The 25,537-nt window shown below is 41.7% G+C and carries 35 protein-coding genes, 1 tRNA gene and 1 pseudogene; all 37 read left to right on the top strand.

The genetic code is table 11. The features are described 5' to 3' along the window. Positions 1-48 precede the first annotated feature (48 nt). The 37 genes and pseudogenes from rpoC to QA601_01365 all read left to right on the top strand — a co-directional run bounded on the left by rpoC (position 49) and on the right by QA601_01365 (position 25,087). The gene (gene rpoC / locus QA601_01545; GenBank protein ID MDG5813750.1) at positions 49-4,131 is read left to right on the top strand and encodes a DNA-directed RNA polymerase subunit beta'; all 4,083 of its coding nucleotides are present in this window, start codon (positions 49-51) and stop codon (positions 4,129-4,131) included. 77 nt (positions 4,132-4,208) lie between these two features. After that, positions 4,209-4,583: a 30S ribosomal protein S12 gene (gene rpsL, locus QA601_01540; GenBank protein ID MDG5813749.1), complete on the top strand. Its 375-nt coding sequence runs from the start codon at positions 4,209-4,211 to the stop codon at positions 4,581-4,583. 11 nt (positions 4,584-4,594) lie between these two features. Next, on the top strand, positions 4,595-5,065 hold the full coding sequence (rpsG, locus tag QA601_01535) for a 30S ribosomal protein S7 (protein ID MDG5813748.1): 471 nt from the start codon (positions 4,595-4,597) through the stop codon (positions 5,063-5,065). 114 nt (positions 5,066-5,179) lie between these two features. Next, positions 5,180-7,267: an elongation factor G gene (fusA, locus tag QA601_01530; GenBank protein ID MDG5813747.1), complete on the top strand. Its 2,088-nt coding sequence runs from the start codon at positions 5,180-5,182 to the stop codon at positions 7,265-7,267. Positions 7,268-7,320: 53 nt separating this feature from the next. Next, positions 7,321-7,629: a 30S ribosomal protein S10 gene (gene rpsJ, locus QA601_01525; protein MDG5813746.1), complete on the top strand. Its 309-nt coding sequence runs from the start codon at positions 7,321-7,323 to the stop codon at positions 7,627-7,629. A 75-nt stretch (positions 7,630-7,704) separates the two neighbouring features. Beyond that, positions 7,705-8,328 carry a 50S ribosomal protein L3 gene (rplC, locus tag QA601_01520; GenBank protein MDG5813745.1) on the top strand — a complete coding sequence of 208 codons (624 nt, stop codon included), beginning with the start codon at positions 7,705-7,707 and terminating at the stop codon, positions 8,326-8,328. 32 nt (positions 8,329-8,360) lie between these two features. Next, a complete protein-coding gene (rplD, locus tag QA601_01515; GenBank protein ID MDG5813744.1) occupies positions 8,361-8,993 on the top strand; it encodes a 50S ribosomal protein L4 in 633 nt (210 codons plus the stop codon). Then, positions 8,990-9,280 (top strand): 50S ribosomal protein L23, encoded by a 291-nt coding sequence (locus QA601_01510; protein ID MDG5813743.1) that lies wholly within the window; start codon positions 8,990-8,992, stop codon positions 9,278-9,280. Before rplD ends, QA601_01510 begins: the two co-directional genes overlap by 4 nt. Before the next feature lie 51 nt (positions 9,281-9,331). Then, positions 9,332-10,159 (top strand): 50S ribosomal protein L2, encoded by an 828-nt coding sequence (rplB, locus tag QA601_01505; protein MDG5813742.1) that lies wholly within the window; start codon positions 9,332-9,334, stop codon positions 10,157-10,159. A 14-nt stretch (positions 10,160-10,173) separates the two neighbouring features. Next, complete coding sequence (gene rpsS, locus QA601_01500; GenBank protein ID MDG5813741.1) at positions 10,174-10,458, top strand: 30S ribosomal protein S19; 285 nt, start codon at positions 10,174-10,176, stop codon at positions 10,456-10,458. A 19-nt stretch (positions 10,459-10,477) separates the two neighbouring features. Continuing rightward, complete coding sequence (gene rplV, locus QA601_01495) at positions 10,478-10,819, top strand: 50S ribosomal protein L22 (GenBank protein ID MDG5813740.1); 342 nt, start codon at positions 10,478-10,480, stop codon at positions 10,817-10,819. An 11-nt stretch (positions 10,820-10,830) separates the two neighbouring features. Continuing rightward, on the top strand, positions 10,831-11,502 hold the full coding sequence (rpsC, locus tag QA601_01490; protein ID MDG5813739.1) for a 30S ribosomal protein S3: 672 nt from the start codon (positions 10,831-10,833) through the stop codon (positions 11,500-11,502). A gap of 12 nt (positions 11,503-11,514) precedes the next feature. Next, entirely contained in the window at positions 11,515-11,934 is a 420-nt protein-coding gene (gene rplP, locus QA601_01485; GenBank protein ID MDG5813738.1) for a 50S ribosomal protein L16, read from the top strand. Between the two features lies 1 nt (position 11,935). Next, a complete protein-coding gene (gene rpmC, locus QA601_01480) occupies positions 11,936-12,136 on the top strand; it encodes a 50S ribosomal protein L29 (GenBank protein ID MDG5813737.1) in 201 nt (66 codons plus the stop codon). Positions 12,137-12,158: 22 nt separating this feature from the next. Next, positions 12,159-12,416 (top strand): 30S ribosomal protein S17, encoded by a 258-nt coding sequence (gene rpsQ / locus QA601_01475; protein ID MDG5813736.1) that lies wholly within the window; start codon positions 12,159-12,161, stop codon positions 12,414-12,416. Between the two features lie 56 nt (positions 12,417-12,472). Then, a complete protein-coding gene (gene rplN / locus QA601_01470) occupies positions 12,473-12,841 on the top strand; it encodes a 50S ribosomal protein L14 (protein ID MDG5813735.1) in 369 nt (122 codons plus the stop codon). Between the two features lie 20 nt (positions 12,842-12,861). Further along, the gene (gene rplX, locus QA601_01465) at positions 12,862-13,179 is read left to right on the top strand and encodes a 50S ribosomal protein L24 (GenBank protein MDG5813734.1); all 318 of its coding nucleotides are present in this window, start codon (positions 12,862-12,864) and stop codon (positions 13,177-13,179) included. Between the two features lie 26 nt (positions 13,180-13,205). Next, positions 13,206-13,736, top strand: a complete 531-nt coding sequence (rplE, locus tag QA601_01460) for a 50S ribosomal protein L5 (GenBank protein MDG5813733.1) — start codon at positions 13,206-13,208, stop codon at positions 13,734-13,736. A 19-nt stretch (positions 13,737-13,755) separates the two neighbouring features. Then, positions 13,756-13,941 (top strand): type Z 30S ribosomal protein S14, encoded by a 186-nt coding sequence (locus QA601_01455; GenBank protein ID MDG5813732.1) that lies wholly within the window; start codon positions 13,756-13,758, stop codon positions 13,939-13,941. Between the two features lie 36 nt (positions 13,942-13,977). Further along, complete coding sequence (gene rpsH / locus QA601_01450; protein ID MDG5813731.1) at positions 13,978-14,373, top strand: 30S ribosomal protein S8; 396 nt, start codon at positions 13,978-13,980, stop codon at positions 14,371-14,373. A gap of 64 nt (positions 14,374-14,437) precedes the next feature. Then, positions 14,438-14,974, top strand: a complete 537-nt coding sequence (rplF, locus tag QA601_01445; GenBank protein ID MDG5813730.1) for a 50S ribosomal protein L6 — start codon at positions 14,438-14,440, stop codon at positions 14,972-14,974. A 19-nt stretch (positions 14,975-14,993) separates the two neighbouring features. After that, on the top strand, positions 14,994-15,368 hold the full coding sequence (rplR, locus tag QA601_01440; protein MDG5813729.1) for a 50S ribosomal protein L18: 375 nt from the start codon (positions 14,994-14,996) through the stop codon (positions 15,366-15,368). 37 nt (positions 15,369-15,405) lie between these two features. Further along, complete coding sequence (gene rpsE, locus QA601_01435) at positions 15,406-15,888, top strand: 30S ribosomal protein S5 (protein ID MDG5813728.1); 483 nt, start codon at positions 15,406-15,408, stop codon at positions 15,886-15,888. A gap of 17 nt (positions 15,889-15,905) precedes the next feature. Continuing rightward, a complete protein-coding gene (gene rpmD, locus QA601_01430; GenBank protein ID MDG5813727.1) occupies positions 15,906-16,088 on the top strand; it encodes a 50S ribosomal protein L30 in 183 nt (60 codons plus the stop codon). An 11-nt stretch (positions 16,089-16,099) separates the two neighbouring features. Continuing rightward, positions 16,100-16,555: a 50S ribosomal protein L15 gene (gene rplO, locus QA601_01425; protein ID MDG5813726.1), complete on the top strand. Its 456-nt coding sequence runs from the start codon at positions 16,100-16,102 to the stop codon at positions 16,553-16,555. Beyond that, positions 16,548-17,867 (top strand): preprotein translocase subunit SecY, encoded by a 1,320-nt coding sequence (gene secY, locus QA601_01420; protein MDG5813725.1) that lies wholly within the window; start codon positions 16,548-16,550, stop codon positions 17,865-17,867. Before rplO ends, secY begins: the two co-directional genes overlap by 8 nt. A gap of 18 nt (positions 17,868-17,885) precedes the next feature. After that, complete coding sequence (infA, locus tag QA601_01415) at positions 17,886-18,104, top strand: translation initiation factor IF-1 (GenBank protein ID MDG5813724.1); 219 nt, start codon at positions 17,886-17,888, stop codon at positions 18,102-18,104. A 23-nt stretch (positions 18,105-18,127) separates the two neighbouring features. Next, positions 18,128-18,244 carry a 50S ribosomal protein L36 gene (gene rpmJ, locus QA601_01410; GenBank protein MDG5813723.1) on the top strand — a complete coding sequence of 39 codons (117 nt, stop codon included), beginning with the start codon at positions 18,128-18,130 and terminating at the stop codon, positions 18,242-18,244. A 56-nt stretch (positions 18,245-18,300) separates the two neighbouring features. Further along, the gene (gene rpsM, locus QA601_01405; protein MDG5813722.1) at positions 18,301-18,681 is read left to right on the top strand and encodes a 30S ribosomal protein S13; all 381 of its coding nucleotides are present in this window, start codon (positions 18,301-18,303) and stop codon (positions 18,679-18,681) included. A 39-nt stretch (positions 18,682-18,720) separates the two neighbouring features. Next, complete coding sequence (gene rpsK, locus QA601_01400) at positions 18,721-19,116, top strand: 30S ribosomal protein S11 (protein ID MDG5813721.1); 396 nt, start codon at positions 18,721-18,723, stop codon at positions 19,114-19,116. Positions 19,117-19,179: 63 nt separating this feature from the next. After that, positions 19,180-19,803 carry a 30S ribosomal protein S4 gene (rpsD, locus tag QA601_01395; protein ID MDG5813720.1) on the top strand — a complete coding sequence of 208 codons (624 nt, stop codon included), beginning with the start codon at positions 19,180-19,182 and terminating at the stop codon, positions 19,801-19,803. 19 nt (positions 19,804-19,822) lie between these two features. Continuing rightward, complete coding sequence (locus QA601_01390; protein MDG5813719.1) at positions 19,823-20,812, top strand: DNA-directed RNA polymerase subunit alpha; 990 nt, start codon at positions 19,823-19,825, stop codon at positions 20,810-20,812. A gap of 52 nt (positions 20,813-20,864) precedes the next feature. Beyond that, a pseudogene (rplQ, locus tag QA601_01385) lies at positions 20,865-21,218 on the top strand (50S ribosomal protein L17). Between the two features lie 190 nt (positions 21,219-21,408). Beyond that, positions 21,409-22,404 carry a class II fructose-1,6-bisphosphate aldolase gene (locus QA601_01380; protein MDG5813718.1) on the top strand — a complete coding sequence of 332 codons (996 nt, stop codon included), beginning with the start codon at positions 21,409-21,411 and terminating at the stop codon, positions 22,402-22,404. Positions 22,405-22,521: 117 nt separating this feature from the next. Beyond that, positions 22,522-23,877 carry a GH1 family beta-glucosidase gene (locus tag QA601_01375; protein ID MDG5813717.1) on the top strand — a complete coding sequence of 452 codons (1,356 nt, stop codon included), beginning with the start codon at positions 22,522-22,524 and terminating at the stop codon, positions 23,875-23,877. A gap of 168 nt (positions 23,878-24,045) precedes the next feature. Next, positions 24,046-24,969 carry a hypothetical protein gene (locus QA601_01370; protein ID MDG5813716.1) on the top strand — a complete coding sequence of 308 codons (924 nt, stop codon included), beginning with the start codon at positions 24,046-24,048 and terminating at the stop codon, positions 24,967-24,969. A 42-nt stretch (positions 24,970-25,011) separates the two neighbouring features. Next, positions 25,012-25,087, top strand: a tRNA-His gene (locus tag QA601_01365). Positions 25,088-25,537 lie beyond the last annotated feature (450 nt).

The following is a 25,537-nucleotide window of genomic DNA, read 5'->3' as shown; positions in this document are numbered from 1 at the left end:
AACTAATGTTCGATTATACTATGTGGCCCAAGATAAGGGGGTACTATCGTGGCGGAAAGCTTTAGCCAATTAGATAGAAGAATAAATGAAATAAACGGAGTGTCAATCAGATTGGCATCTCCGGATACCATAAGAAACTGGTCCTATGGTGAGGTTACAAAACCCGAAACTATAAATTACCGCTCATTTAAACCTGAGCGGGATGGACTGTTTTGTGAAAAAATCTTTGGTCCTGTTAGAAACTGGGAATGTAACTGCGGAAAGTATAAAAGAATCAGATACCGGGGAGTGGTGTGTGACCGGTGTGGTGTTGAGGTGACCCATTCCAAAGTTCGTAGAGAACGAATGGGGCATATTGAACTTGCTGTTCCAATCATTCATATTTGGTTTCTTAAAAGTGTACCTTCACATGTAAGTTACTTACTCGGACTTACTAACTCTGTACTTGAACGCATTGTTTATTATGAATCCTATGTAGTCATAGATCCGGGAAACACTAGCCTTAAAAGAGGAATGCTTCTTAGTGAGGATGAATTCATTGATCTTGAGGAACAGGATAAACAGTTTGTAGCCAAAATGGGTGGTGAGGCTGTTCTTGAAATGTTGGCAACACTTGACCTTGAGGAGCTATCTATTGACCTTCGCTCAAAAATCAAACTCGAATCATCTGAGCAGCGAAGACAGGAACATCTCAAAAGACTTCGTATTGTTGAGGCGTTTCTTAGATCAAAAAATAATCCGGAAAACATGATTCTCAGGGTTTTGCCTGTTCTTCCACCTGATCTTCGTCCACTGGTACCTCTTGAGGGCGGAAGGTTTGCTACTTCAGACCTTAATGATCTGTATAGAAGGGTAATAAACAGAAATAATCGTCTTAAAAAGCTTATTGAGATTAAGGCTCCTGAGGTCATTCTCAGAAATGAAATGAGGATGTTACAGGAAGCAGTAGATACTCTGTTTGATAACGGTAGAAGAACGTTTTCTGTTAAGGGCGAGGGAAAAAGACCACTTAAATCTCTTAGTGATCTGTTAAAAGGAAAACAGGGAAGGTTCCGCCAGAATTTGCTTGGAAAGAGGGTGGATTATTCGGGTAGAAGTGTTATCGTTGTTGGGCCCGAGCTAAAAATTCATCAGTGTGGACTTCCAAAGATGATGGCGCTGGAGCTGTTTAAACCTTTTGTCATACAAAAACTCGAGGAAAAAGGATTTGTACAAACTGTAAAAAGTGCAAAGAAGTTTGTCGAAAAGGAACGTCCTGAAGTTTGGGATATTCTTGAAGAGGTGATTAAAGATCATCCGGTGCTCTTAAACCGTGCCCCAACATTGCACAGGCTCGGTATTCAGGCCTTTTTTCCTGTTCTTGTTGAAGGAAAAGCAATACGGTTACACCCTTTAGTCTGCTCTGCTTTTAATGCTGACTTCGATGGTGACCAGATGGCTGTGCACGTGCCACTTTCATTCGAATCGCAGCTTGAATGTCGATTTCTAATGTTAAGTGCTAACAACTTACTGAGTCCCGCATCCGGACAACCTGTGATGACACCAACTCAGGACATCGTGCTTGGTATCTACTATCTTACAAAACTTGCACTTGATCGTAAGGGCCAGGGAAGAGGTTTCTCTTCACCAGAAGAAGTTATTCATGCGCTAACTGATAAGCAGGTAGATATTCACGCGAAAATAAAACTCCGTCTGGATGGTAAAATTGTTGATACCACACCGGGAAGAGTAATATTCAATAGTATACTTCCTGAAGGTATGGATTTTGTTAATGAGTTGATGAACAAAAAACGGGCCCAGGCCTTAATTAATGAAGTCTTTAGAAAATCTGGAACAAAGACTACTTGTAAGTTTCTTGACGACTTAAAAGACATGGGGTATGAATATGCAACCCGTGCAGGTATCACTTTTGGTGCTGATGACCTTATTGTTCCAGACGAAAAAGAGAGAATAATCGAAAAATCGATTGAAGAGGTCAATAGAATCAGAAAACAGTATGACAGGGGTATTATTACCGAGGGTGAACGGTATAACAAACTTATCGATTTATGGACTCATACTACCAATGATGTAGCAGATAAGATGCATGAACGTCTCTCGGGCGATAAAGATGGTTTTAATTCTGTTTATATAATGATGGATTCTCAGGCAAGGGGAAGTAAAGATCAGATTAAACAGCTTGCTGGTATGAGGGGACTTATGCAGAAACCCCAGAAAAAGATCACAGGAGCTGTTGGTGAGATTATTGAAAACCCGATTATCTCCAACTTCAAAGACGGATTGACTGTTCTTGAGTACTTTATCTCAACTCACGGTGCGCGTAAGGGACTTGCAGATACAGCTCTTAAAACAGCTGATGCAGGATATCTCACAAGACGTCTTGTGGATGTTGTACAGGATGTGGTAATCTACGAAATAGACTGTGGAACAAGTAAGGGTATTGAAATTGAGGCTCTGAGTGAGGGTGATGAGGTTATGGAATCACTGGCCACAAGAATAGTTGGACGTACCACTCAGGAAGATGTCTATGATCCGGTAACAGAAGAGCTTATCTGTCCATCAAATACTCTGATTGATGATGAGCTGGCCTTAAAAATTGAATCGGTCGGAGTTGAGTCTGTACAGATTAAATCTGTTTTGACGTGTGATTCAATAAGAGGTGTTTGCCAGTCATGTTACGGAAGAAATCTGGCAACCGGTAAAGTTGTAGATGTGGGTGAGGCTGTCGGTATTATGGCTGCACAAAGTATCGGTGAACCTGGTACTCAGCTTACTCTCCGTACATTTCATATTGGTGGTACTGCTTCAAGACTTATTGCTCAGTCAAAGGAAATAGCAAAAATCGAGGGTTCGGTATCTTTGCTCAATGTTGAAGTCGCAGAGCACAAGGATGGCACCGTTGTTATGAACCGTACCGGTGAACTTGTGGTTCTTGACTCCCAGGAGCGTGAACGATACAGGTATAACATTCCTTACGGTTCATTTATGAATGTCTCTGATGGTGAAAACGTTACCAAAGGAATGGAACTGTTTAGCTGGGATCCCTATAATAACGTCATTATGGCCCCGAAAAAGGGAACTGTAAAGTATAGTGACCTAATAGACGGTGATACTCTCAGAGAAATCTATGATGAACGTTCCGGTATTACCAATACAGTAGTTGTTGAACACAGGGAACGTAAACTTCATCCTCATGTTCAGGTTTTTGATGATGAGGGCAACCGAGTTGCAAATATCGCAGTTCCATCGGGATGTTTCCTTCAGGTTAAAGATGGGCAGGTGGTTGTACCCGGGGATATCGTTGCCAAAATACCTCGTGAGAGTAGCAAGAGTCGTGATATTACAGGTGGTTTGCCAAGAGTTGCTGAGCTGTTTGAGGCTCGCAGGCCTAAAGATGCAGCCATCATTTCAGAAATAGATGGTTTCGTATCTTTTGGAGATATAGAAAGAGGCGGTCGTAAAATAACTGTCAGGGATGAAGGGGGAGAGGCTAAAGATTACCTTATTCCTCTTGGAAAACATCTCAGAGTACACGAAAACGACAGAATAAAAGCCGGCGACAGGCTTAGTGAAGGCTCAATAGATCCTCATGATATATTGCGTATCATGGGAGAGAATGCTGTTCAGCAGTACCTTCTTGATGAGATTCAGGCTGTTTACAGGCTTCAGGGTGTTACTATTAATGATAAACACGTAGAGGTCATCGTTGCACAGATGTTACGGAAGGTAAGGGTTGAAAAATCCGGTGATACTGAGTTTCTTGAAGGCGACGATGTGGATAGAAAGAGGCTTAGAGAGGCAAATGAAGCTGTCTTGGCAGAAGGGGGTGAACCTGCTACATTTAAGCCTATGTTGCTTGGAATCACCAAAGCTTCTTTAACTACAGAGTCATTTCTGAGCGCAGCATCATTTCAGGAAACAACAAAGGTACTCTCACGAGCTGCGGTTGAGGGTAAAACTGACCGGCTTAGTGGCTTAAAAGAAAACCTTATTATGGGTAACCTGATACCTGCAGGTACAGGAACAAAAATGTACCGGTCTCTTAAAGTAAAAGATCTGGAATCTGAAGTATTACCCGTAGATGATCAGCAGCGCAGTGATGATTTTGTTGAGATTGGTGGAGAATTATAAAAAAAAGCCATTATATGATTGATGGCTTTTGAGGTATTAATTATATTATGAGACTGTCATTAATTTGGAGGAAATAAGTGCCTACAATCAGTCAACTTATAAGTAAGGGACGTGCAAGTCAGCAAGTCAGGAGTAAGTCTCCTGCATTGCATAGTTGTCCGCAGCGTCGAGGGGTGTGCACAAGGGTGTTCACCACTACTCCGAAGAAGCCTAATTCGGCACTAAGGAAGGTTGCGCGTGTTCGTCTGACTAACCATATGGAAGTGAATGCCTATATACCTGGAGAGGGGCATAATCTTCAGGAGCACTCGATTGTTCTTATTCGTGGTGGTCGTGTTAAAGATGTTCCTGGTGTGCGCTATCATATAATTAGAGGTGCGCTTGATACTCAGGGTGTGCAAGATCGTAAACGTAGTAGGTCAAAGTACGGCGTTAAGCGGCCGAAGAAATAGGGAAATGATATATGTCAAGAAGAAGAAAAGCTGAGAAGCGTGAAGTTTTAGCTGACCCGAAGTATAAAAGTGTTCTTGTTACACAGTTTGTTAACAATGTAACACGTCAGGGTAAGAAGCGTCTTGCAGAAGGCCTTTTTTATGATGCCATAGAGATTGTGAATCAGCGTACTGGGCAGGATGGTATCACAGTATTTAAAAAAGCTGTTGATAATGTTAAGCCCGTGCTTGAGGTTAAGTCTCGTAGGGTTGGTGGGGCTAACTACCAGGTTCCCATCGAGGTGAAATCTGAAAGACGTGTATCATTAGCAATTCGTTGGCTCATAAACTACGCCCGTTCTCGTTCAGAAAAAAGTATGGCTGAAAAGTTAGCCAATGAATTTATACAGGCCTCCAAAAATGAGGGTGGCGCTGTAAGAAAAAAGGTCGATACTCATAAAATGGCTGAAGCGAACAAGGCGTTTGCCCACTTTCGCTTCTAAGATAATCGCTCTTTGACCTGATAGAGGTGTGTGGTCTGCCCTGTACTATCATCCAGGGCAGCTCTGTACTGATAATAAGAACCTGTTAAGACCGGAAGGGATAAACCGTTCTTGATGAATACTGTGGAATCTGAAATTAAGCTTCCGGAAATTAGAAATATCGGTATAATGGCCCACATTGATGCTGGGAAAACCACAACAACCGAGCGGGTACTGTTTTACAGCGGTATCCTGCATCGGATGGGTGAGGTTCATGATGGCAATACTGTTATGGACTGGATGGTACAGGAGCGCGAGAGGGGAATAACAATAACCTCCGCAGCAACAACATGTTTTTGGAATGGTCATAGAATCAACATTATCGACACTCCTGGGCATGTGGATTTCACTATCGAAGTGGAACGTTCTTTGAGAGTATTGGATGGCGCAGTTGCCGTATTCGATTCGGTTGGTGGCGTAGAACCTCAGTCGGAAACTGTTTGGAGACAGGCCGACAAATATAACGTGCCCCGAATAGCCTTTGTTAACAAAATGGACCGCGTTGGGGCCGATTTTGAATCCTGCATTGAATCTATGCAGGAAAAGTTTTCTCAGAAATCGGTTGCCATTCAGGTTCCAATAGGAAAAGAAAGCGAATTTTCAGGTGTAATTGACCTTGTAAAAATGAAAGCATACAGGTTTGATCAGGAAACCTTTGGAGTAAAGGTTCTTGAAGGTGCAATACCTTCTGAATTGGCTCAAATTGCAGAAAGTAAGCGGGAAGAACTGCTTGAAGTTATCTGTGATTACAGTGAGGAGCTAATGCATAAAATGCTTGAAGGTCAGCCAATTGATTCCCAAATGATTAAATCAGCAATCAGAAATGCTGTAATCTCTTCAGACGTATGCCCAGTCTTATGTGGCTCTGCTTTCAAAAATAAAGGGATACAAACCTTAATTGATGCAATAACTGATTATTTGCCATCACCTTTAGAACGTGGTGAAGTAACAGGAATGGACCCCGAGACCAAACAAGCAGTAACCAGGTCACCTGATAAAACTCAGCCATTTTCTGCTTTGGTTTTTAAAATTGCTACTGATACACATGTTGGTCGCCTTGCATATGCCAGAGTTTATTCTGGTAACGCTGGTTTTAAAAACGCCCTTTTTAATCCCAGGATAAATAAAAGGGAAAGAGCCACCAGGATATTCAGGATGCATTCAAACAAGCGCCATGCGCTAAATGAGATGCAGGTTGGAGATATAGTTGCGCTTGTCGGTTTAAAGGAAACATCAACAGGGGATACCATTTGTGCACAGGACGCACCGATTGTGTTTGAGCCGATGAAATTCCCTGAGTCGGTTCTTGCTCGATCAATAGAGCCTAAAAGTACTGCTGATGAAGAAAAACTGGTAAATGCACTTGACAGTCTTGTAGATGAAGATCCGACATGTAGAGTGATGATCGATAAAGAAACCGGACAAAGAACTGTTTCCGGAATGGGTGAGCTTCACGTTGAAGTATTAATTGATAGGCTTATTAGGGAATTTAAAGTTGATGTACACGTAGGAAAACCTCAGGTATCCTACAGAGAAACGATAAGCACGAATGGTAAAAAAGAGTTTGAGTTTTCTCAGCTTCTGGGTGGTAAAAATCATCACGGAAAAGTAACGCTCAATGTAAGTAAAATTGAACCTTTCCGTGGTATTGAGTTTGAGAATAAAGTGAAGGATGATACGATTCCTTCTTCGTTTATAGATGCTGTGAAGCACGGTATTATGGAGTCTTCCAGCGGTGGAGTTATGTCAGGTTTTCAGATGGCCGGTGTACTGGTACAGTTTATTGGCTGTGAATATCGAGAAGGAGACTCCACAGAGATAGGCTTTAAAATCGCCTCAAGTATGGCTTTTAAAGAAGCCTGTCAAGAGGCGGTTCCTGTACTATTGGAACCAACTATGAAAGTTGAAGTAGTTGTACCTGCTGAGTTTATGGGCGCTGTTATCAACGACATAAACAGTCGCAGGGGCAAAATGTCGGGAGTAAATGCCCGCAATGATGCACAGGTAATGGATGCTGAAGCTCCACTTTCTGAAATGTTTGGATACGCAACTGCACTGCGCTCTCTTACACAAGGACGTGCCGTATATACCATGCAGTTTGACAGGTATGAGGTTGCGGGTAAAGCTGTTCAGGAGGAGATTCTTCGGCGCATTGGCAGGTAAACCGATGGAAGAATTTAACGTAAAGAAAGATAGAAAACAAGGAGCAGCTTCTCATGCCAGGTGAAAAAATTCGCATTCGGCTTAAATCGTTCGATCACAACATCCTGGACAAGTCTGCATCAGACATTGTCCGGACAGCAAAGGGAACAGGGGCAAGAATTTCAGGTCCGATACCTTTGCCAACAGAAAAGACCGTTTACACGGTACTTCGTTCACCACATGTGAACAAGAAGTCACGTGAGCAGTTTGAAACAAGAATTCATAAAAGACTTATCGACATTCTCGAGTCTACTCCTCAGACTGTTGATTCTTTGATGAAACTCGATCTGCCTTCTGGTGTAGATGTTGAGATCAAGGTTTAAGGTATAAACATTTTAGCCGGGGATGTTTAATAACCCGGGAATGGTAAATTTTTTAGAAGAGAAAACAGGTGTGATATGCAGGGTTTGATCGGAAGAAAAATAGGAATGACACGAATCTTTAACGATTCGGGACGGGTAGTTGCCGTTACGGTCATTCAGGCCGGAAACAATGTTGTTCATCAGGTGAAAAAAGCCGAAAAAGATGGTTATAACGCCGTGCAACTTGGATTTGACCAGGTTGCGGAACAAAAAGTGACAAAGCCTCTGCTCGGTCATTTCAAAAAGCACAATTCCTCTCCTACCAGAGTGGTGAGAGAGTTTGCTCTTGAAAGTGCCCAGGAGGAGCTTAAGCCCGGTCAACAGGTTGGAGTCGAAATACTTGAAGATAGTAAGTATGTCGACGTTGAGGGTGTATCGAAGGGTCGTGGACATGCTGGTACGATTAAAAAGTACAATTTCCAGCGTGGTCGCGAAACACATGGTAATACCAACGTACGTGAGCGGGGCTCAAATGGTGCCGGGACCTATCCTGCGAGAATTTTTCCGGGATTGCGTATGTCAGGACATTATGGTGCATGTGCAGTAACAACGAAGCGCCTTGAAGTCGTTGGCATAGATAAAGAGGCTGGACTGGTCTATATAAAAGGCTCTGTTCCAGGTCGCAATAAAGGCATCGTGTACTTATATAAAAACAAATAACCAAAGTGTAGCTTATTTAGGATGATTTATTCATGAAAGCGAAATTATACCAACAGAACGGAACGCTCAAGGGTGAAGTACAGTTACCTGACGCTGTTTTTGCTGCAGAAGTGAATGAACACGTCCTGCACCAGGTGATCAAATCATATCTTGCAAACCAGAGGCAGGGGACTTCAAAGACTAAGACGCGTGCAGAGGTAAGCGGTGGTGGAAGGAAACCCTGGAGACAAAAGGGGACCGGACGGGCAAGAGCTGGTTCTAACACTTCACCGGTGTGGGTACGCGGAGGAAAGGCTTTCGGACCAGAAACACGTGATTATTATACTGTAATTCCACGTAAGTTGAAGAAAATTGCACTTTCATCTGCTTTATCTTCACGAGCAAAAGATGAAAAAGTGGTAATTGTGGATTCTATTCAGTGCCAGGAGCCTAAGACCAAAACAATAGCTGATCTTTTAGGCGCTCTTTCGGTTAATGGAAAAAAGAATCTTTTAATTGTTGATGTGGAAGATAGCAAAAACGTATATTTGTCGGGCCGCAATATTAAGAATCTTGAAATCAAGATGGTTTCAGATATTAATGCTTACGATGTGATACACAGTGAGAATATTATATTCGGCAATGAAAAACTGATTGAAAAAGTTGAAGAGGCGGTGGCGCTGTGAGCAAATATCATTCAATAATTCGATATCCATCTATAACTGAAAAGAACACAAATCTTCGTGCGCTACAGAACAAATATGTGTTTGAAGTAGCAAAAGATGCTTCTAAGAAGGATATCAAGGAAGCTGTTGAGAATATCTTTGATGTTACTGTAGAAACAGTGAATACTATCGTTGTTAAAGGAAAGAAAAAGAGAATGGGTCGTTACAGTGGTCACCGACCTGACTGGAAAAAAGCCTTTGTTAAGCTCAAAGAGGGGCAGAGTATCGCTCAATTCGGAGAGGTTTAATACTAAACTAACGATCCAAACCGCCAAATGTAGAGTGTGGAGTAAGTTATTATGCCAAATAAAACGTATAGACCTGTTACCCCTACTTTAAGGTACAAGTCTACAAACAGTTTCGATCAGATTACAACAGACGAGCCGTATAAAAAGCTTCTTAAAAAGAAGACCAGGATTAACGGCCGTAACAATCGTGGTGTAATTACAGTACGCCACAGAGGTGGTGGTAATAAGCGTTTCATTAGAATCATTGATTTTAAACGAAACAAATTCAATATTCCTGGTGTTGTAGAGACTATTGAATACGATCCTAACCGATCTGCCTTCATTGCTCTTATCAAATATATTGATGGAGAACGACGTTACATATTGGCCACCTCCAATATGGAAGTTGGACAAAAAATTATGTCCGGTGAAGAGGCGCCGATTGCTGAAGGTAACTGCTTACCACTCTCCAGAATCCCGCTTGGTACCCAGGTTCATAACATCGAGTTACGGGAAAAGAAGGGTGGACAGGTAGTACGAAGTGCCGGTACTTATGCAGAAGTGGTAGCAAAAGAGGGAAAAATGGTTCAGATAAAATTCCCTTCAAGTGAAATAAGAAATGTCCATGAAAACTGTATGGCAACTATTGGTCAAATAAGCAATACTGAGCATTTAAATACAGTAGTTGGCTCTGCGGGGCGAAAAAGACACCTTGGTTTCAGGCCAAGTGTTCGTGGAGTCGCAATGAACCCGGTTGATCATCCCATGGGTGGTGGTGAAGGGAAAAGTGCAGGTGGAGGACATCCAGTCACCCCTTGGGGTAAAAAGACTAAGGGATTAAGAACACGTAAATCAGTGAAGCTGTCAAGCAAATATATAGTTAGACGCAGATCTAAGTAAGAGGAAAAGGAAATATGGCTCGTTCAGTAAAAAAAGGCCCGTTTGTAGATGAGCATTTGGAAAAGAAAGTTGAAGAGTCAAACCGCTCGGGTCAAAAAAAGGTAATAAAAACCTGGTCCAGGCGTTCTACGATACTTCCCGAGTTTGTCGGGCATACTTTTGCGGTTCACAATGGTAAAACATTTGTACCAGTATACGTTAGCGAAAATATGGTCGGTCACAAGTTGGGAGAATTCTCTCCTTCCCGTAATTATCGTGGACACAGTGGCGGCAAAACAGACAAAGCAGCACGCAGGTAAGCTGTCAGGAGGATAGAAGGTGGAATCAAAAGCAACTGTAAGATACCTTAGATCAACACCCAGAAAAGCTCGTCTGGTTGCAGATGTTGTCCGGGGGAAGATGGTTGGCGAAGCACTTGGTGTGCTTGAGTTTGGTGTGAGGAAGACAGTGGCAACCGATGTTGCCAAGTTGATAAAGTCAGCAGTAGCGAACATGCAGAGTAAAAATGCTGAAGCTGCTATAGAGGTTGATGGTCTGCGGATTAAAGAAATTAGGGTCGATGAAGGACCGGTTATGAAGCGGTATCGTCCCAGGGCACGTGGACGTGCTTCGCAGGTTATTAAACGCATGTGCCATATCACCGTTACCGTTTCAAATTAACAGGAGGAGTTGTGGGTCAGAAAACGAATCCGGTAGGCTTGCGGCTAGGAATTACAAGATCCTGGTTTTCTAACTGGTTCGCCAAAGAGCGGTTCTCAGATTATCTCTATGAAGATATTATCATTAGAAATTATTTGAAAAAGAGATTAGAGCATGGTGGTATCAGCGCTCTTGAAATCGAAAGAACTGCTAAAAGAGTTACAGTTGGAATCAAAACATCCAGACCTGGTATTGTTATTGGAAAAAAGGGTGAGGAGGTGGAGCGTCTTAAAGGAGAACTTCAGCATCTCACTCAAAAAGAGATCCAGATCAATATCCGGGAGGTTAAAAAACCTGAAATGGATGCACAGCTTGTAGCCGACAATATTGCGCGACAGGTTGAAAAGCGAGTCTCCTATAAGAAAGCTACAAAAAAGGCGATCTCTACTGCTAAACGTATGGGAGCAGAGGGGATCAAGGTAATGATCTCTGGAAGACTTAATGGAGCTGAAATAGCCAGAACAGAAACCTACAAAGAAGGTAGAATCCCTTTGCACACTTTGCGTGCAGATATTGACTACGCCACCTCTACTGCTCATACCACTTATGGCTGTATAGGGATCAAGGTGTGGGTTTGCAAGGGAGAAATAATCGCTCGTGCCGAGAAACAGACTTCTGCGGCTGGAGAAGGCGCAAAGGCTTAGGAGGAATAAAAGATGCTGTCACCGAAGAAGGTAAAATGGAGAAAAACTCAGCGAGGTAGAATGGGTGGAATGGCTACTACCTGCAATGAGATCTCCTTTGGAGAATTTGGATTACAGGCTCTACAGCCAGGGTGGATTACCAACCGCCAGATCGAAGCCGCTCGTATCGCCATGACGAGATATATTAAGCGTGGGGGAAAAATCTGGATTAGAATATTTCCGGATAAGCCAATTACAAAACACCCCGCTGAGTCACGTATGGGTAAGGGTAAAGGATCACCTGAAGGCTGGGTTGCCGTGGTTCGTCCTGGTACTATTATGTTTGAAATGGCCGGAGTGAGGTCGGAAGTCGCAAAAGAGGCTCTTAGGCTTGCTGCACAGAAGCTTCCGATTCAGGTAAGATTTATTGAACTTGAACAACAGAGCGTTTGATATGAAAGCAACTGAACTGCGTGAACTTTCAAAAGAAGAGATTCTTGAAAAAATAGATAGCTGGGAAGAGGAGCTTTTTAATCTCAGATTTCAAGCTAAGATGGGTCAATTAAATAACGCTTTACAGCTTAGGCTGATAAGGCGGGAAATAGCAAGGGCTAAAACAGTATTAAACGAAAAGAATGCTACTGTGACAGCCTAAACTGTCGTCGTACGGGGAAATAATGGCAGAAAGAAATTTAAGAAAAGAACGTGTAGGTGTTGTTGTAAGTGATAAAATGGATAAGAGTGTTGTCGTGAGTGTTGAACGTCAGCTTAAGCATTCTATTTATGGTCGTATTATTAGACTTAAAAAACGTTACAAAGCTCATGACGATAAGAACGAATGCAAGGTTGGCGATAAGGTTCGGATTCTTGAAACACGTCCTTTATCAAAGACCAAAAGATGGAGAATAGGCGAGATAATTGAACGTGCTAAGTGAAGACTGGCTCTCACTATTGCCACTTTTATGCACCGAAACAGTAGGTTGAGGAAAATATGATACAGGTAGAAACCAAGCTTAATGTAGCCGATAATTCAGGCGCCAAAAAAGTGCAGTGTATCCGGATTCTGGGTGGAACACGTCGTCGCTATGCCCGTGTAGGTGATATTATCGTTGTATCAGTTAAAGATGCGGTTCCAAACGGTAATGTAAAAAAGGGTACTGTGGTGAGGGCTGTTATAGTACGCACTACAAAAGAGTACGGACGTAAAGATGGTACATACATCCGTTTTAGTGATAATGCGGCCGTTATTATTAACGAAACTGGTGAACCGAAGGGAACACGTATTTTTGGTCCCGTAGCGCGCGAATTACGTGAAAAGAAATTCATGCGCATCGTGTCGCTTGCACCTGAGGTACTTTAAGGTTACGGGGAGATAACGTTATGTCGTTAGGTTTAAAGAAAAATGATGAAGTTCAGGTTATGGCTGGTGAACATAGAGGAAAAACCGGAAGAATTATAAAGGTTATTCCGGAAAAAAACAGAGCCATAGTTGAAGGAATCAATATTGTAAAGCGTCACACTAAACCCAGTCCCAAAAATCAGCAGGGTGGAATTATGGAGAAGGAAGCTTCAGTACATCTCTCAAACCTCATGCTGAAATGTCCTAAAAGCGGGCAACCTACAAGGCTGGGAGTTAAAGTGCTGGAGAATGGACAAAGATTAAGATTCTCAAAAAAGGCTAAGGAGTCGATAGAGTGAGTACGGGAACAAAGATAAATCCCAGAATGAGGGTGAAATACGAAAAGACTGTTGTACCTGCACTCAAGAAGAGATTTAATTACTCCAATACTATGCAGGTACCTCGCCTCGAAAAAATCGTCATTAATATGGGTGTAGGGAATGCGGTACAGGATGCAAAACTTCTTGATGAAGCGGTAATGTGTCTTAGAGAGATCAGCGGGCAGAAGCCTGTTGTCACCAGAGCTAAGCAGGCGATCTCAAATTTTAAACTGAGAGAAAACATGCCCATTGGCTGTAAGGTGACACTTCGTGGTGAACGGATGTGGGAGTTTTTTGACAGGCTGGTAGCTATTACGATCCCCCGTATTAGAGATTTTAGAGGTCTGCCCAGAAAGTCTTTTGATGGAAATGGTAATTATACCATGGGTGTGAAAGAGCAGATCGTGTTTATCGAAATCAACAGAGATAAGATTTCTAAAATAACGGGTATGGATATCTGTATCGGAACGACAGCTTCAACTAATGATGAGGGAATGGCTCTTCTTGAAGAGTTGGGAATGCCGTTTCGCAAATAATTGTTAAAAGGGGAAAAAAGTGGCACGAAAAGCACTTATTGAAAAATCAAGAAAAAAACAGAAGTTTTCAAGCCGTGCATACACCAGATGTAAAAGATGTGGTAGGCCTAGAGCATATTATAGAGATTTTGGTCTCTGCAGGCTCTGTTTTCGTGATATGGCTCTTAGGGGGGAAATTCCCGGAGTCGTTAAATCAAGTTGGTAGAAAACATCAATATTACGCATAAGAGGGGTTAAGGGGATGTTAACAGATCAGATTGCCGACATGTTCAACAGAATAAGAAATGCGATTCAGGCAAGAAAGCGCACTGTAGATGTGCCTGCTTCCAAGCTGAAAAAGGAAATTACCCGCATTCTTCATGAGAATCATTTTATCAGTAAATACGCTTTTGTGGATGATGATAAGCAGGGCGTTATTAAGATTCTTCTGAAATACGATGATCAGATGCGTAATTCTATTCAGGGAATTAAAAGAGTTAGTACTCCTGGAAGAAAGACTTATGCAGGATCAAATCAAGTACCAAAAGTAAAAAACGGTATGGGTATCGCTATCGTGTCTACATCTAAAGGTGTCATGACTGACAGCGAGTGTCGTAAAATGAATGTTGGTGGTGAAGTAGTTGGAATGGTGTGGTAATCCCACATTGCAATTCCATATATTAGACTAAAAAAGGTGAAACAATATAAAGAGGAGTTAAGACTTGTCTCGCATAGGCAAACTACCAGTTAAGATCCCAAGCGGCGTTCAGGTCAAACTTGAGGGACAGTTGCTCGAGGTTAAGGGAACTAAGGGAACTTTGAGTAGGGAAGTACCCGATACAATTAAAGTAGAAATATCAGACAGCGAATTAAAGCTCAATGTAACTGATGATACCAGGGAAACAAAGGCTCTGTGGGGACTATATCGTGTTTTAATTAATAACATGATTATTGGTGTTACTACTGGGTACAAGCGCGAACTTGAAGTCGTCGGGGTTGGCTACAAGGCTGAGTTAAAGGGGAAAGATCTCAATATTTCTGCTGGTTTGTCAAGTCCTGTTTTATTTAAAGCACGTCCTGGTGTAACACTTGGTATCGATGGACCGACTAAGATCGTTGTAGAGGGTATTGATAAGCAGGCTGTTGGGCAAGTAGCTGCTGATATCAGAAAAATAAGACCACCCGAGCCTTACAAAGGTAAGGGAATAAGATATGCGGGTGAGCAGATCAGAAGAAAAGCTGGTAAAGCAGCAAAGTAATTTAAGGGAGCTATAATACATGGATAAGGCAAAACGCAGACTGGTTGAGAGAGGCCGACGTGCACAAAGAGTTCGCAGAAAAATTGTGGGAACCAAACAAAGGCCACGTCTTTGTGTGAGAAGAAGTATCGATCATATTTATGCTCAGATAATTAACGACACAGATGGAGTAACTATTGCCAGTGCTGCAAGTCTTGGCAAAGAGTTCAGTGAAAAAACAAAAGATGAAAATCTTTCCAAATCAGATGTGTCGAAAATTATCGGAGAGATCATTGCAGAGAAAGCTAAAGAAAAAGGTGTAACGTCAGTAATATTTGATAGAAAAGGCTATCTCTACCATGGTCGCATTAAGGCTTTGGCAGAGGGTGCACGAAGCAAAGGGCTACTTTTTTGAGGTTGTGAAAGGGGATATTCCTTTGAGTAATGAAGAGATTTTGACAAGCGGCGCTGAGTCGCAACTAGTCGACAGATTGGTAGCAGTAAATCGTTGTGCAAAAGTTGTTAAGGGTGGAAGACGATTTGGATTTAATGCACTTGTTGCGGTTGGTGATGGCAACGGCAAAATAGGAATCGGAATGGGTAAGGCAAATGATGTAACCGAGGCTATCAGAAAAGCTGTAGAGAGTGCGAAGAAAAACCTGGTTACAATTAGCCTTGTAGATGGTACTATTCCTCACGAAGTACTTGGACACTTTGGGGCCGGTAAAATGATGCTTAAACCAGCTGCACCTGGTACAGGGGTGATTGCAGGGGGGCCAGCCCGTGCCGTTCTTGAACTTGCAGGTGTGAGAAATATTCTAACCAAATGTCTTGGAACCACAAATGCTCACAATGTAGTTAAAGCTACACTTGATGGTTTAAAACAGTTAAAAACTAAGGATCAGATTAATGAGCTGCGGCAAATCGTAGCTTAATTTGGAGCTGAAAAAAAATGAGTAAGAAACTGAAAATAACCCAGGTAAAGAGCACTATTGGCAGACTTGAAAATCAAAAAAGAACTGTGAAGGCTTTGGGGTTGATTAAGCTGAATAAGTCTGTTATCCACGAAGATACACCTGTTATTAGGGGTATGGTGGAAAAGGTGAAACATCTGGTAACAATTGAAGAAGTATAACGGAGACAGCAATGCTTACACTTAACAAAATTAAACCGGCTCCAGGAGCTTACAAGAGCTCTAAACGCGTCGGTCGTGGACAGGGAAGCGGTACTGGTTGCACTGCAGGGCATGGTAACAATGGCCATAATGCAAGAAGTGGACCTTCCTTTAAGCCTTACTTTGAAGGAGGACAGATCCCCCTTACAAGAAGGGTACCTAAAGTTGGTTTTCACAACCCTTTCAAAAAACAGTATCAGATTGTAAATACTGGTGCTCTTGAAAAAATAGGAAATGACGGTGATGAGATTACCCCCGAAGTTTTACGGAAAAAGGGACTAATCCATGAAGCTGATCTTCCTGTAAAGATCTTGGGTGTAGGTGAACTAAGCAAATCACTAATTGTGAAAGTACATGCATTTTCAAATTCCGCTAAGGAAAAAATTGAGAAGGCTAAAGGGAAAGCAGAGGTAGTGGGAAGTGCTTGATACTGTAAAGAACATATTCAGAATTCCTGAGCTAAGAAAAAGGATAATCTTCACTCTTGTAGTTATTTTCATATACAGGATTGGAGGACATGTTCCAACACCTGGAGTGAATCCTCAGGTGTTAGCTGAATTTTTCGGCAGGACCCAAAACAGTTTGTTTGGGTTATACGACATGTTTGTTGGTGGGGCATTTAAGAGGCTTACTGTATTTGCATTAGGTATTATGCCCTACATCAGTGCTTCAATTATTATTCAGTTACTTGGTACTGTTTTTCCCTACTTTCATAAGCTACAAAGAGAGGGTGCGGAAGGAAGAAAGAAAATCACTCAGTACACAAGATACGGCACTGTTATCTTAGCTCTTATACAGGCTATTGGAATAAGCGTTTTCATACAGAATATTACTTCTGAAACAGGTGAAAGTGCCGTTGTTCCGTTTATGCAGGGTTTTTTGTTTATGTTCACTACAGCAATAAGTTTGACCACCGGAACAATACTTATAATGTGGCTTGGTGAGCAGATTACCAACCGGGGGGTTGGTAATGGTATCTCGCTAATAATATTTATAGGAATTGTAGCTGGTCTGCCTGCTGCAGTTTATGGTGAATTTCAGCAGATCTTTGTTGGTACAAGGCACCCCATAATATCGTTGGTTCTCCTGGCTATTATTCTTGCTATGACTGCATTTGTTGTTATGATGACTCAGGCTATGAGACGGATTCCCATCCAGACGCCTAAAAAGGTCGTTGGTACCAAGATGTATGCAGGGCAGAATACCGTTTTACCACTCAGGCTCAATATGGCTGGTGTTATCCCTGTTATTTTTGCTTCATCGCTTATGACTTTTCCAGGAATGATAGGAAGTTTCTTTCCGGAATCGGGAGTTATGGAAGATATTTCAAGACTTTTTGCCCCCGGAGGAATTCTTTATTCTATTATCTATGGGTTATTAATTATATTCTTTACCTATTTTTATACAGCTATTATTTTCAATCCGGTCGATATCGCAGATAACCTTAAGCGATCCGGTGGTTTTATACCAGGAATAAGACCGGGCAAAAAGACTGCAGAGTTTTTGGATAATGTTTTGACACGAATAACGTTACCAGGGTCTGTTTTTCTGGCTTTTATAGCTATCGCACCCTTTCTAGTTATGGGCGCAATGAGAATTGATTTTTACTTTGGTGGTACAAGTGTACTAATTGTTGTGGGTGTTGCACTGGATACACTGCAGCAACTGGAATCGCACTTACAGAGTCGAAACTACGAAGGATTTATGAAAAAGGGCCGCTTACGTGGCAGGAGATACTAATCTCCAAAGAGAAAAACTATGGCAAAAAACGATTCAATTCAGGTTGAAGGTACAGTAACGGAAACACTACCAAATGCAACTTTCAAGGTACAGCTTGAAGGGAAGCATGAGATACTTGCCCACATTTCCGGCAAGATGCGCATGAACTATATCCGGATACTTCCAGGGGATAAGGTGTTAGTTGAGCTTTCACCTTATGATCTGACACGTGGACGTATAGTGTACCGTTATAAATAAAAAAGTGTGCAAGGAGAGATAAATTGAAAGTACGGGCTTCAGTAAAAAAGATATGTAACGGATGCAAAGTTATTCGTCGCAGAGGGGTAGTCAGGGTTATTTGCTCAAAATCGCCAAAGCACAAGCAGCGTCAGGGCTGATGAACGAATTTTTGGAAAAAACTGAAAAAAGAAGAAAATAAAGAAGGGGACTTAAGATGGCTCGTGTAGCAGGGGTCGACATTCCTAACGACAAAAGAGGCGAAATAGCTCTTACGTATGTATTGGGTATCGGACGTACATCAGCAGTTGAAATTCTTCAGAAGGCTTCAATTGAGCCTAATACAAAGATTAAAGATCTGACTGATGAACAACTTGATGTAATTAGACGAATTATTGATGATGAATATCAAACTGAGGGTAATCTTCGTGCCAATACCCGTATGAATATCAAGCGGCTTATGGATATTGGATGTTATCGTGGTTTACGTCACCGCAGGGGATTACCTGCCCGTGGTCAGCGCACTCGTACCAACAGTCGAACCCGCAAGGGACCACGCCGTACAATTGCAGGTAAAAAGAAGGCTCCTACCAAGTAGAACTATTATTAATTGATTTAAAGAAGAGGTAAACTGGAGATGAATAAAGATTCTGCAGCACATGCAGCCAAGAAGATCAAAAAGAAAGCAACCGCGGAAGGTGTTGCTCACATTCGATCTACATTTAACAATACCATTATCAATATAACAGACGCCCGGGGAAATGTAATAGCGTGGAATACACCCGGTAAGTCGGGATTTAAAGGCTCACGTAAAAGCACTCCATTTGCAGCAGGTATTGCTGCTGAAGTGGTTGGAAAACTTGCTTATGATGCTGGGGTACGTAAACTTGAAGTTCATCTTCGCGGTGCGGGTAATGGAAGAGAAGGTGCTATCAGGTCCTTGGCGGCTGCTGGACTAAAGATAGTAGCGATAAAAGATTTTACTGCTGTACCGCATAATGGCTGTCGTCCGCCTAAAAAGCGTAGGGTTTAAACGTGTTGCAGTAGTCCCAGGCTCTTTTGATAATAAATAGATTAGAATAGAGGAGATAGAAACATGGCAGTATATCGAGGCCCACGGTGTAGGCAATGCCGCAGGGAAGGAACGAAATTGATGCTTAAGGGGGAGCGTTGCAAGACTGAGAAGTGTGCAATAGAACGCAGGCCGTTTCCTCCTGGTATGCGTGTTTCAAAACGTAGACGTGCAGCAACAGAGTATAACAATCAGTTGCGTGAAAAGCAGAAAATCAGAAGGATTTATGGTGTGCTGGAGAACCAGTTCAGGCTGTACTTTAAGGCTGCATCAAACCGTCCTGGTGTGACCGGTGAGAATCTACTTCAACTTCTTGAATTGAGGTTAGATAACATTGTTTACAGATTGGGGCTTGCTCCATCACGTAGCAGTGCACGTCAATTAGTACTTCATAACCATTTACTCATAAATGGTAAAAAAGTAAACGTCCCTTCATATCGTGTAAAAGAAGGCGACACTATTCAGGTTAAAGAAAAAAGTAATAATTTAGAGCTTATACATAGCTCTTTAAAAGGGCTACGGGATATACCGGATTGGCTCAGTATAGATAAAGTGAAGTTAACAGGTCAAGTAGTACGCGTGCCGGATCGCGCCTCTATACCGGTAAATGTTGAGGAGCAACTTGTTGTTGAATTGTACTCCAGATAAAAGGGAGACGTGAAACAAGATGAAATGGAAAAGCTTGTTGATGCCCAAGGGCGTCCAGATAGAGAATCCGGAAAACATACCAAATTTCGGTAAAATTATTGTAGAGCCACTTGAAAGAGGGTGGGGACATACTTTAGGAAATGCTCTGAGAAGAATACTGCTTTCTTCACTACAGGGTGCTGCAGTGATATCTGTTAGGGTCGAGGGTGCTGCACACGAATACTCAACACTCGATGGAGTAGTTGAGGATGTTAGCGATATCATTTTGAACCTTAAAAAGCTTAGATTGAAGTTAGTAGCTGATCAGGATGCTGTTCTTAAGCTTGAGGTGAGCGGTGAGGGAGAGGTGAAAGCATCGGATATTGAGAAAAATCCAGATGTGGAAGTGTTAAATCCTGATTTGCATATCGCTACTATCAACTCTGATGCAAAACTTATGATTGAAATGCGTGTTTCGGATGGTAGAGGGTATGTACCTGCAGAGATGAACAAAAGAGAAGATGATCCTGTCGGTACTATTGCCATTGATTCTTTATTTTCACCGGTAACTAAGGTTAACTACATTGTTGAAAATACAAGAGTTGGACAACGTACTGATCTTGATAAAATCACCTTTGATGTTTGGACAGACGGAAGCTTAAATGTGGAAGATGCACTTGGCTATGCTTCTAAACTTCTTTATGATCACCTTGAATTATTTATTAACATTGAAGGTGAATTTGAACCCGTAGAAGAAACTGTTCGTGACGAGAAGACTGAAAAACTAAGACAACTGCTCAAAATGAGGGTTGATGAACTGGAGCTTTCTGTAAGATCAAACAATTGTCTCAGAGCTGCAAATATTCACACCCTTGCTGATTTGGTTAGAAACCAGGAATCAGACATGCTTAAATATAAGAACTTTGGAAGAAAATCTCTTATTGAGCTTAATCATGTACTGGGCAATTTAGGATTAACATTCGGTATGGATGTTGACAAAGTAATGGGGCAGGAACAAGAATCTGCCTGAAATTAGTAAGTAACAATCAAAATATAAGGCAACTAAGGAAAAGGTTAGAGAAATGCGCCACTTAGTATCCGGAAGGAAACTTAACAGAACAGCCAGTCATCGTAAAGCGATGCTCTCTAATCTGGCTATGTCACTTCTTGAAAAAGAAAGAGTGACAACAACCCAGACAAAGGCTAAAGAAGTCAGAAGAGTTGTAGAGCGTCTTATTACTTATGGAAAAAAAGGTGATCTTCATGGTATAAGATTGGCATCCAGAAGTATACATGATAAAACTCTTCTGAAAAAACTCTTCGATGATATTGCACCTTCCTACAAAGAAAGAGATGGTGGATATACAAGAATCATTAAATTGGGTGATCGAAGAGGTGATAATGCACCAATGTCGATTATTGAACTTGTAGGCAGAGGCAATCCCGATCCGGTAAGGAAAGGGAAGAAAAAAGGAAAAGCCAAAGCTTCTCCGGTTCAAAAACCTTCAGCAGCAAGTGAAGAGAAGGCAAAATCGGAAACAAGCAGTGAAATTAACCAACAAGCTGCTGAAAAAGAAAATCAGTAATGTACTGATAGTCTAGCATTCCATAGTGAAAGGATTTTGTATGTCTGTAAGCTACAAAGATTTAGGTTTTGTTAATACAAAAGAGATGTTCAGTAAGGCTTTTGAGGGTGGGTATGCTATTCCAGCATATAATTTTAACAACATGGAGCAGATACAGTCTATCGTTACTGCCTGTGGTAAGTCAAATTCACCCGTAATCATGCAGGTCTCAAGCGGTGCAAGAAAATACGCAAACCAGACACTTTTGCGCTATATGGCTCAGGGAGCTGTTCAGATGGCACGGGACGCAGGACACAATATGCCTGTGGCACTTCACCTTGATCATGGTGATACCTATGAACTTTGTGTATCATGCATTGAAAGCGGATTTTCATCGGTAATGATTGACGGTTCACACCATCCTTACGAAAAAAATGTAGAGCTTACAGCAAAAGTAGTGGAGTATGCACATAAGTACGATGTTACTGTTGAAGGTGAGCTGGGTGTGCTTGCAGGAATTGAAGATGATGTGGTTGCTGCAGAATCTGTTTATACAAAGCCTGAACAGGTCGAGGATTTTGTAAAAAAGACCGGAGTTGATTCACTTGCTATCTCAATCGGAACTTCTCATGGTGCTTATAAGTTTACACCTGAACAGTGTACAAAAAATGAAGAGGGTGTACTTGTCCCTCCACCATTAAGATTTGATATCCTCGAAGAAATCGAAAAACTTGTTCCTGGTTTTCCAATCGTTCTTCACGGTGCCAGCTCTGTACTACCTGTATATGTTGATATTATTAATAACAATGGTGGTGATCTTAAAGCCGCTGTTGGTATTCCTTCAGAACAGCTCAGACGCGCTGCAAAGTCTTCTGTTTGTAAGATTAATATCGACTCCGATGGTCGTCTTGTTATGACTGCAATGGTTAGAAAAACATTTGCCGATAAACCTGAAGAGTTCGATCCAAGAAAATACCTTGGACCTGCACGCGAAGAGTTGATAAAAATGATGATAGACAAGAACGAAAATGTTCTCGGAAGCGCCGGCAAAGCTTAATTCCGAACTGATTATAAATTTTGTAAAGAGGGCTTGTCTCAATGAGACAGTCCTTTTTTTTTATATATTCAAATATAATTACAGTATTAAATATAGAAATAGAAAGGGTTTTCAGATATGTCTTTTCCAAGTGATTTCATCTGGGGGGCTGCTACTGCTTCATATCAAATTGAAGGTGCAGCATATGCAGATGGAAAGGGACTGGGAATTTGGGATGTCTTTTGCAAAAGAGACAATACTATTTGGAATCAGCACAATGGAGATGTAGCGTGTGATCATTATCATAGGTATTGTGAAGATGTAGAGTTGATGCGTTCCATTGGTCTTGGTGCTTACAGATTGGAAGTGAGTTGGCCAAGAATTTTGCCTGAAGGCAAAGGCAGAGTGAACCAAAAGGGGCTTGAGTTTTACGATCGTTTGATTGATAAGCTTCTTGAGAAAGAGATTACACCATGGGTGACTCTTTATCACTGGAATCTACCCCAAGAGCTGCAAATTAGAGGTGGTTGGCAAAATCCGGATTCGTCCCACTGGTTTTCTGAATTTGTTACAGTTGTTGTTGACAGGCTTTCCGATAGAGTGCAAAACTGGATGACCATCAATGAGCCCCAGGTAATAATAGGAAATGGTCATTTAAATGGAAAAAACGCTCCGGGTTTACAACTCAGCATGTCTGAAGCGCTTCAGGCCGGCCACAATGTATTACTTGCACACGGTAGGGCTGTTTCGGTTATTCGTGATCGTGCTAAAACTTCTTCATCAATTGGTTTTGCGCCATGTGGATTGATTAGATGTCCTCAGAGCAATAAAAAAGAGGATGTTGAGGCTGCAAAAAAGGCCACCTTTTCTGTTGAACCCGACTCTGTATGGAATAGTGCATGGTGGATGGATCCTGTATATTTGGGGAGATATCCCTCTGAGGCACTGGAGATGTACGGTAATGCTGCTCCCGATATAAAACCAGGCGATATGGAGTTGATATCTCAAAAACTCGACTTTTTTGGAGCTAACATTTACACTTCCATAAATGTGCAGGCAGATGAATCGGGTAAGCCACAGATCGTACCTCATAAGCCCGGATACAACATGAGCACCTATGACTGGGCTGTTGTTCCGGATCTTTTGTACTGGGCTGGTGAATTCTTTTACCAAAGGTACAAGCTACCGATCGTCATAACTGAAAACGGCACAAGTATGAGTGATATTATCTCCAGGGACGGCAAGGTACACGATCCACAGAGAGAAGAGTTTATCGCAGTGTATCTTTCTTCTATGAAAAAGGCCATTAAAGCTGGTATTCCTTACACCGGGTATTTTTACTGGAGCCTATTGGATAATTTCGAATGGCAATGGGGGTACAAGCATCGCTTCGGTTTAGTACATGTGGATTTTTCAACAGGTAAGCGAACTCTTAAGGATTCTGCCCATTATTACAGGGATATAATAAAGAGTAACGGAAAAGATTTAGAGTAAAATCGTAATTAAAATTAAATTATTGCTCTAAAACACCTCTATAACTTTTGTGGGCATTTTGCCAGAAGGTATATTTTTAATTCTGCAGAATGACTCTTTTAATGCTTTCTTATGAATTATAAGAGTTGAGGCAGAAATTATGATACATTTTCTGGAAGGGAGAGTAAAGTGAAGCGGCTTTTTAGTTATGTAGGAGTTTTGATATCCGGATTGGCTGTTTATGTCTCAGCTTCGGATGTTTTAATTAATTCACCTCTACCGTGGATGACGCTAAGAAATGATTCTTTAATGGTAAGATTGCAGGCTGATACAGCGCAATTACCGCAAAATCAGATAACTTTTTCTGTGAAACATCATTCTCCTGGCAGAGCCAGTCAACTGATGTCAAATACTGTAACGATGGATGATTACTCTGGAGAGTTTCTGATTGGTATGTTGGGCAGAGCTCAACTGGGGGGTGATCAGTGGCTCAGTATTGAATGGAATGTGCCTGGTACGGAAAAAAATGACAGATTAGGGCCCGTTGGGATTGCTGATCTTAACTTGTTAGAGAGTAAGAGAATTAACAAAGCTCTTCGCGTGGATGATGACTCTAAATTAAATGATGTTGTATCGTTTGCAAAAGACAGTACCCTTTTAGAAAAAAACGATGCTGGTGTTTCGCTTGCCTGGAATACCAATGCACTATTTTTGATGATACATAAATCAGAAGTAAGCGGCAAGGAGTTAAAGCTTGGTTTTGACCCCAAATGTGGAAAGTACGCATTTCTTGCATGGGCTGACAGGTTCATTAGCTACAGTACCGAGACCGATTCTGTGCTGGGTACTCACTACAGGCGCTCATACGATGACGAAGAAGGTTTACAGTACCAGAAAAGGGTATGGGGAGAAAATATTGAGCAGATATCTAACGAAGAGATGGTTTTCGTAAGTATTCCCTGGGATGAATTGGGACTAATACCTTTTGAAGAACGTGTGCTGGGGTTTGCTGTTTTTGAGTATGACAGTAATCAAAACCTTAGCGTATCATTACCACAATCAGCTCAAAAACAGGTGCCTGGTACCTGGGGTGAATTTATTCTACAAAAGTAGTTGCCTAAATCTTGGCAAAGAGCTATTTTAAATATTCTCATGGTGGCTGTAGTTCAATGGTTAGAGCACTGGATTGTGGTTCCAGTTGTTGGGGGTTCGAGTCCCCTCAGTCACCCCATAATTTGAATACTAGCGGCTTTCATACTGAAAGTCGCTTTTTTTTTGCGATCACTCTTCTTCCTGGATCTGACCCCGTATAAAAAGTATTAAACCTGCTGTACTAGCTCCCATTCGGATGGGTGTTACCCGTTTTAGTCGTAAATTAAACAATAAAAAACAGAAAATTGGTGACTGGCTACTGCAATGTGCCAAAGAATATGAGAAAAATGTAGGGTGGCAAGAGAGGGGGCTCCAATCTTTCTACAGGAAATTTGGCTAAGAATTCGTTAATTAGGATTTAAAAGTTTAAACATCTGAAGTCAGCAATACTACCATCTACTGTTATATCTACTAAGCTCAAAATGTTCATTAATGAGGGGATTATTTGTTTGAAAAATTAAAGCGTTTGCTAAAAGGTGTAGAAAGTATATTATTTTTGTTAGTATACAGAAAATTTCCGAGCGGGGTA

It is taken from the genome of Chitinispirillales bacterium ANBcel5, from assembly GCA_029688955.1.
Taxonomy (GTDB): Bacteria; Fibrobacterota; Chitinivibrionia; order Chitinivibrionales; family Chitinispirillaceae; genus Cellulosispirillum; species Cellulosispirillum alkaliphilum.
This window is presented reverse-complemented; position numbering and strand designations above follow the sequence as displayed.

Coding starts and splice junctions, on each gene's coding strand:
- QA601_01380 (MDG5813718.1), top strand. CDS start 21,409: ATGTCTGTAAGCTACAAAGATTTAGGTTTTGTTAATACAAAAGAGATG.
- rpsJ (MDG5813746.1), top strand. CDS start 7,321: ATGCCAGGTGAAAAAATTCGCATTCGGCTTAAATCGTTCGATCACAAC.
- rplB (MDG5813742.1), top strand. CDS start 9,332: ATGCCAAATAAAACGTATAGACCTGTTACCCCTACTTTAAGGTACAAG.
- rpmD (MDG5813727.1), top strand. CDS start 15,906: ATGAGTAAGAAACTGAAAATAACCCAGGTAAAGAGCACTATTGGCAGA.
- infA (MDG5813724.1), top strand. CDS start 17,886: ATGGCAAAAAACGATTCAATTCAGGTTGAAGGTACAGTAACGGAAACA.
- rpsM (MDG5813722.1), top strand. CDS start 18,301: ATGGCTCGTGTAGCAGGGGTCGACATTCCTAACGACAAAAGAGGCGAA.
- rplX (MDG5813734.1), top strand. CDS start 12,862: ATGTCGTTAGGTTTAAAGAAAAATGATGAAGTTCAGGTTATGGCTGGT.
- rplO (MDG5813726.1), top strand. CDS start 16,100: ATGCTTACACTTAACAAAATTAAACCGGCTCCAGGAGCTTACAAGAGC.
- rpsD (MDG5813720.1), top strand. CDS start 19,180: ATGGCAGTATATCGAGGCCCACGGTGTAGGCAATGCCGCAGGGAAGGA.
- rpsK (MDG5813721.1), top strand. CDS start 18,721: ATGAATAAAGATTCTGCAGCACATGCAGCCAAGAAGATCAAAAAGAAA.
- rplP (MDG5813738.1), top strand. CDS start 11,515: ATGCTGTCACCGAAGAAGGTAAAATGGAGAAAAACTCAGCGAGGTAGA.
- rplC (MDG5813745.1), top strand. CDS start 7,705: ATGCAGGGTTTGATCGGAAGAAAAATAGGAATGACACGAATCTTTAAC.
- rpsS (MDG5813741.1), top strand. CDS start 10,174: ATGGCTCGTTCAGTAAAAAAAGGCCCGTTTGTAGATGAGCATTTGGAA.
- rplR (MDG5813729.1), top strand. CDS start 14,994: ATGGATAAGGCAAAACGCAGACTGGTTGAGAGAGGCCGACGTGCACAA.
- rplD (MDG5813744.1), top strand. CDS start 8,361: ATGAAAGCGAAATTATACCAACAGAACGGAACGCTCAAGGGTGAAGTA.
- rpmC (MDG5813737.1), top strand. CDS start 11,936: ATGAAAGCAACTGAACTGCGTGAACTTTCAAAAGAAGAGATTCTTGAA.
- QA601_01375 (MDG5813717.1), top strand. CDS start 22,522: ATGTCTTTTCCAAGTGATTTCATCTGGGGGGCTGCTACTGCTTCATAT.
- rplN (MDG5813735.1), top strand. CDS start 12,473: ATGATACAGGTAGAAACCAAGCTTAATGTAGCCGATAATTCAGGCGCC.
- rpsQ (MDG5813736.1), top strand. CDS start 12,159: ATGGCAGAAAGAAATTTAAGAAAAGAACGTGTAGGTGTTGTTGTAAGT.
- rpsH (MDG5813731.1), top strand. CDS start 13,978: ATGTTAACAGATCAGATTGCCGACATGTTCAACAGAATAAGAAATGCG.
- rplE (MDG5813733.1), top strand. CDS start 13,206: ATGAGGGTGAAATACGAAAAGACTGTTGTACCTGCACTCAAGAAGAGA.
- fusA (MDG5813747.1), top strand. CDS start 5,180: ATGAATACTGTGGAATCTGAAATTAAGCTTCCGGAAATTAGAAATATC.
- QA601_01390 (MDG5813719.1), top strand. CDS start 19,823: ATGAAATGGAAAAGCTTGTTGATGCCCAAGGGCGTCCAGATAGAGAAT.
- rpsG (MDG5813748.1), top strand. CDS start 4,595: ATGTCAAGAAGAAGAAAAGCTGAGAAGCGTGAAGTTTTAGCTGACCCG.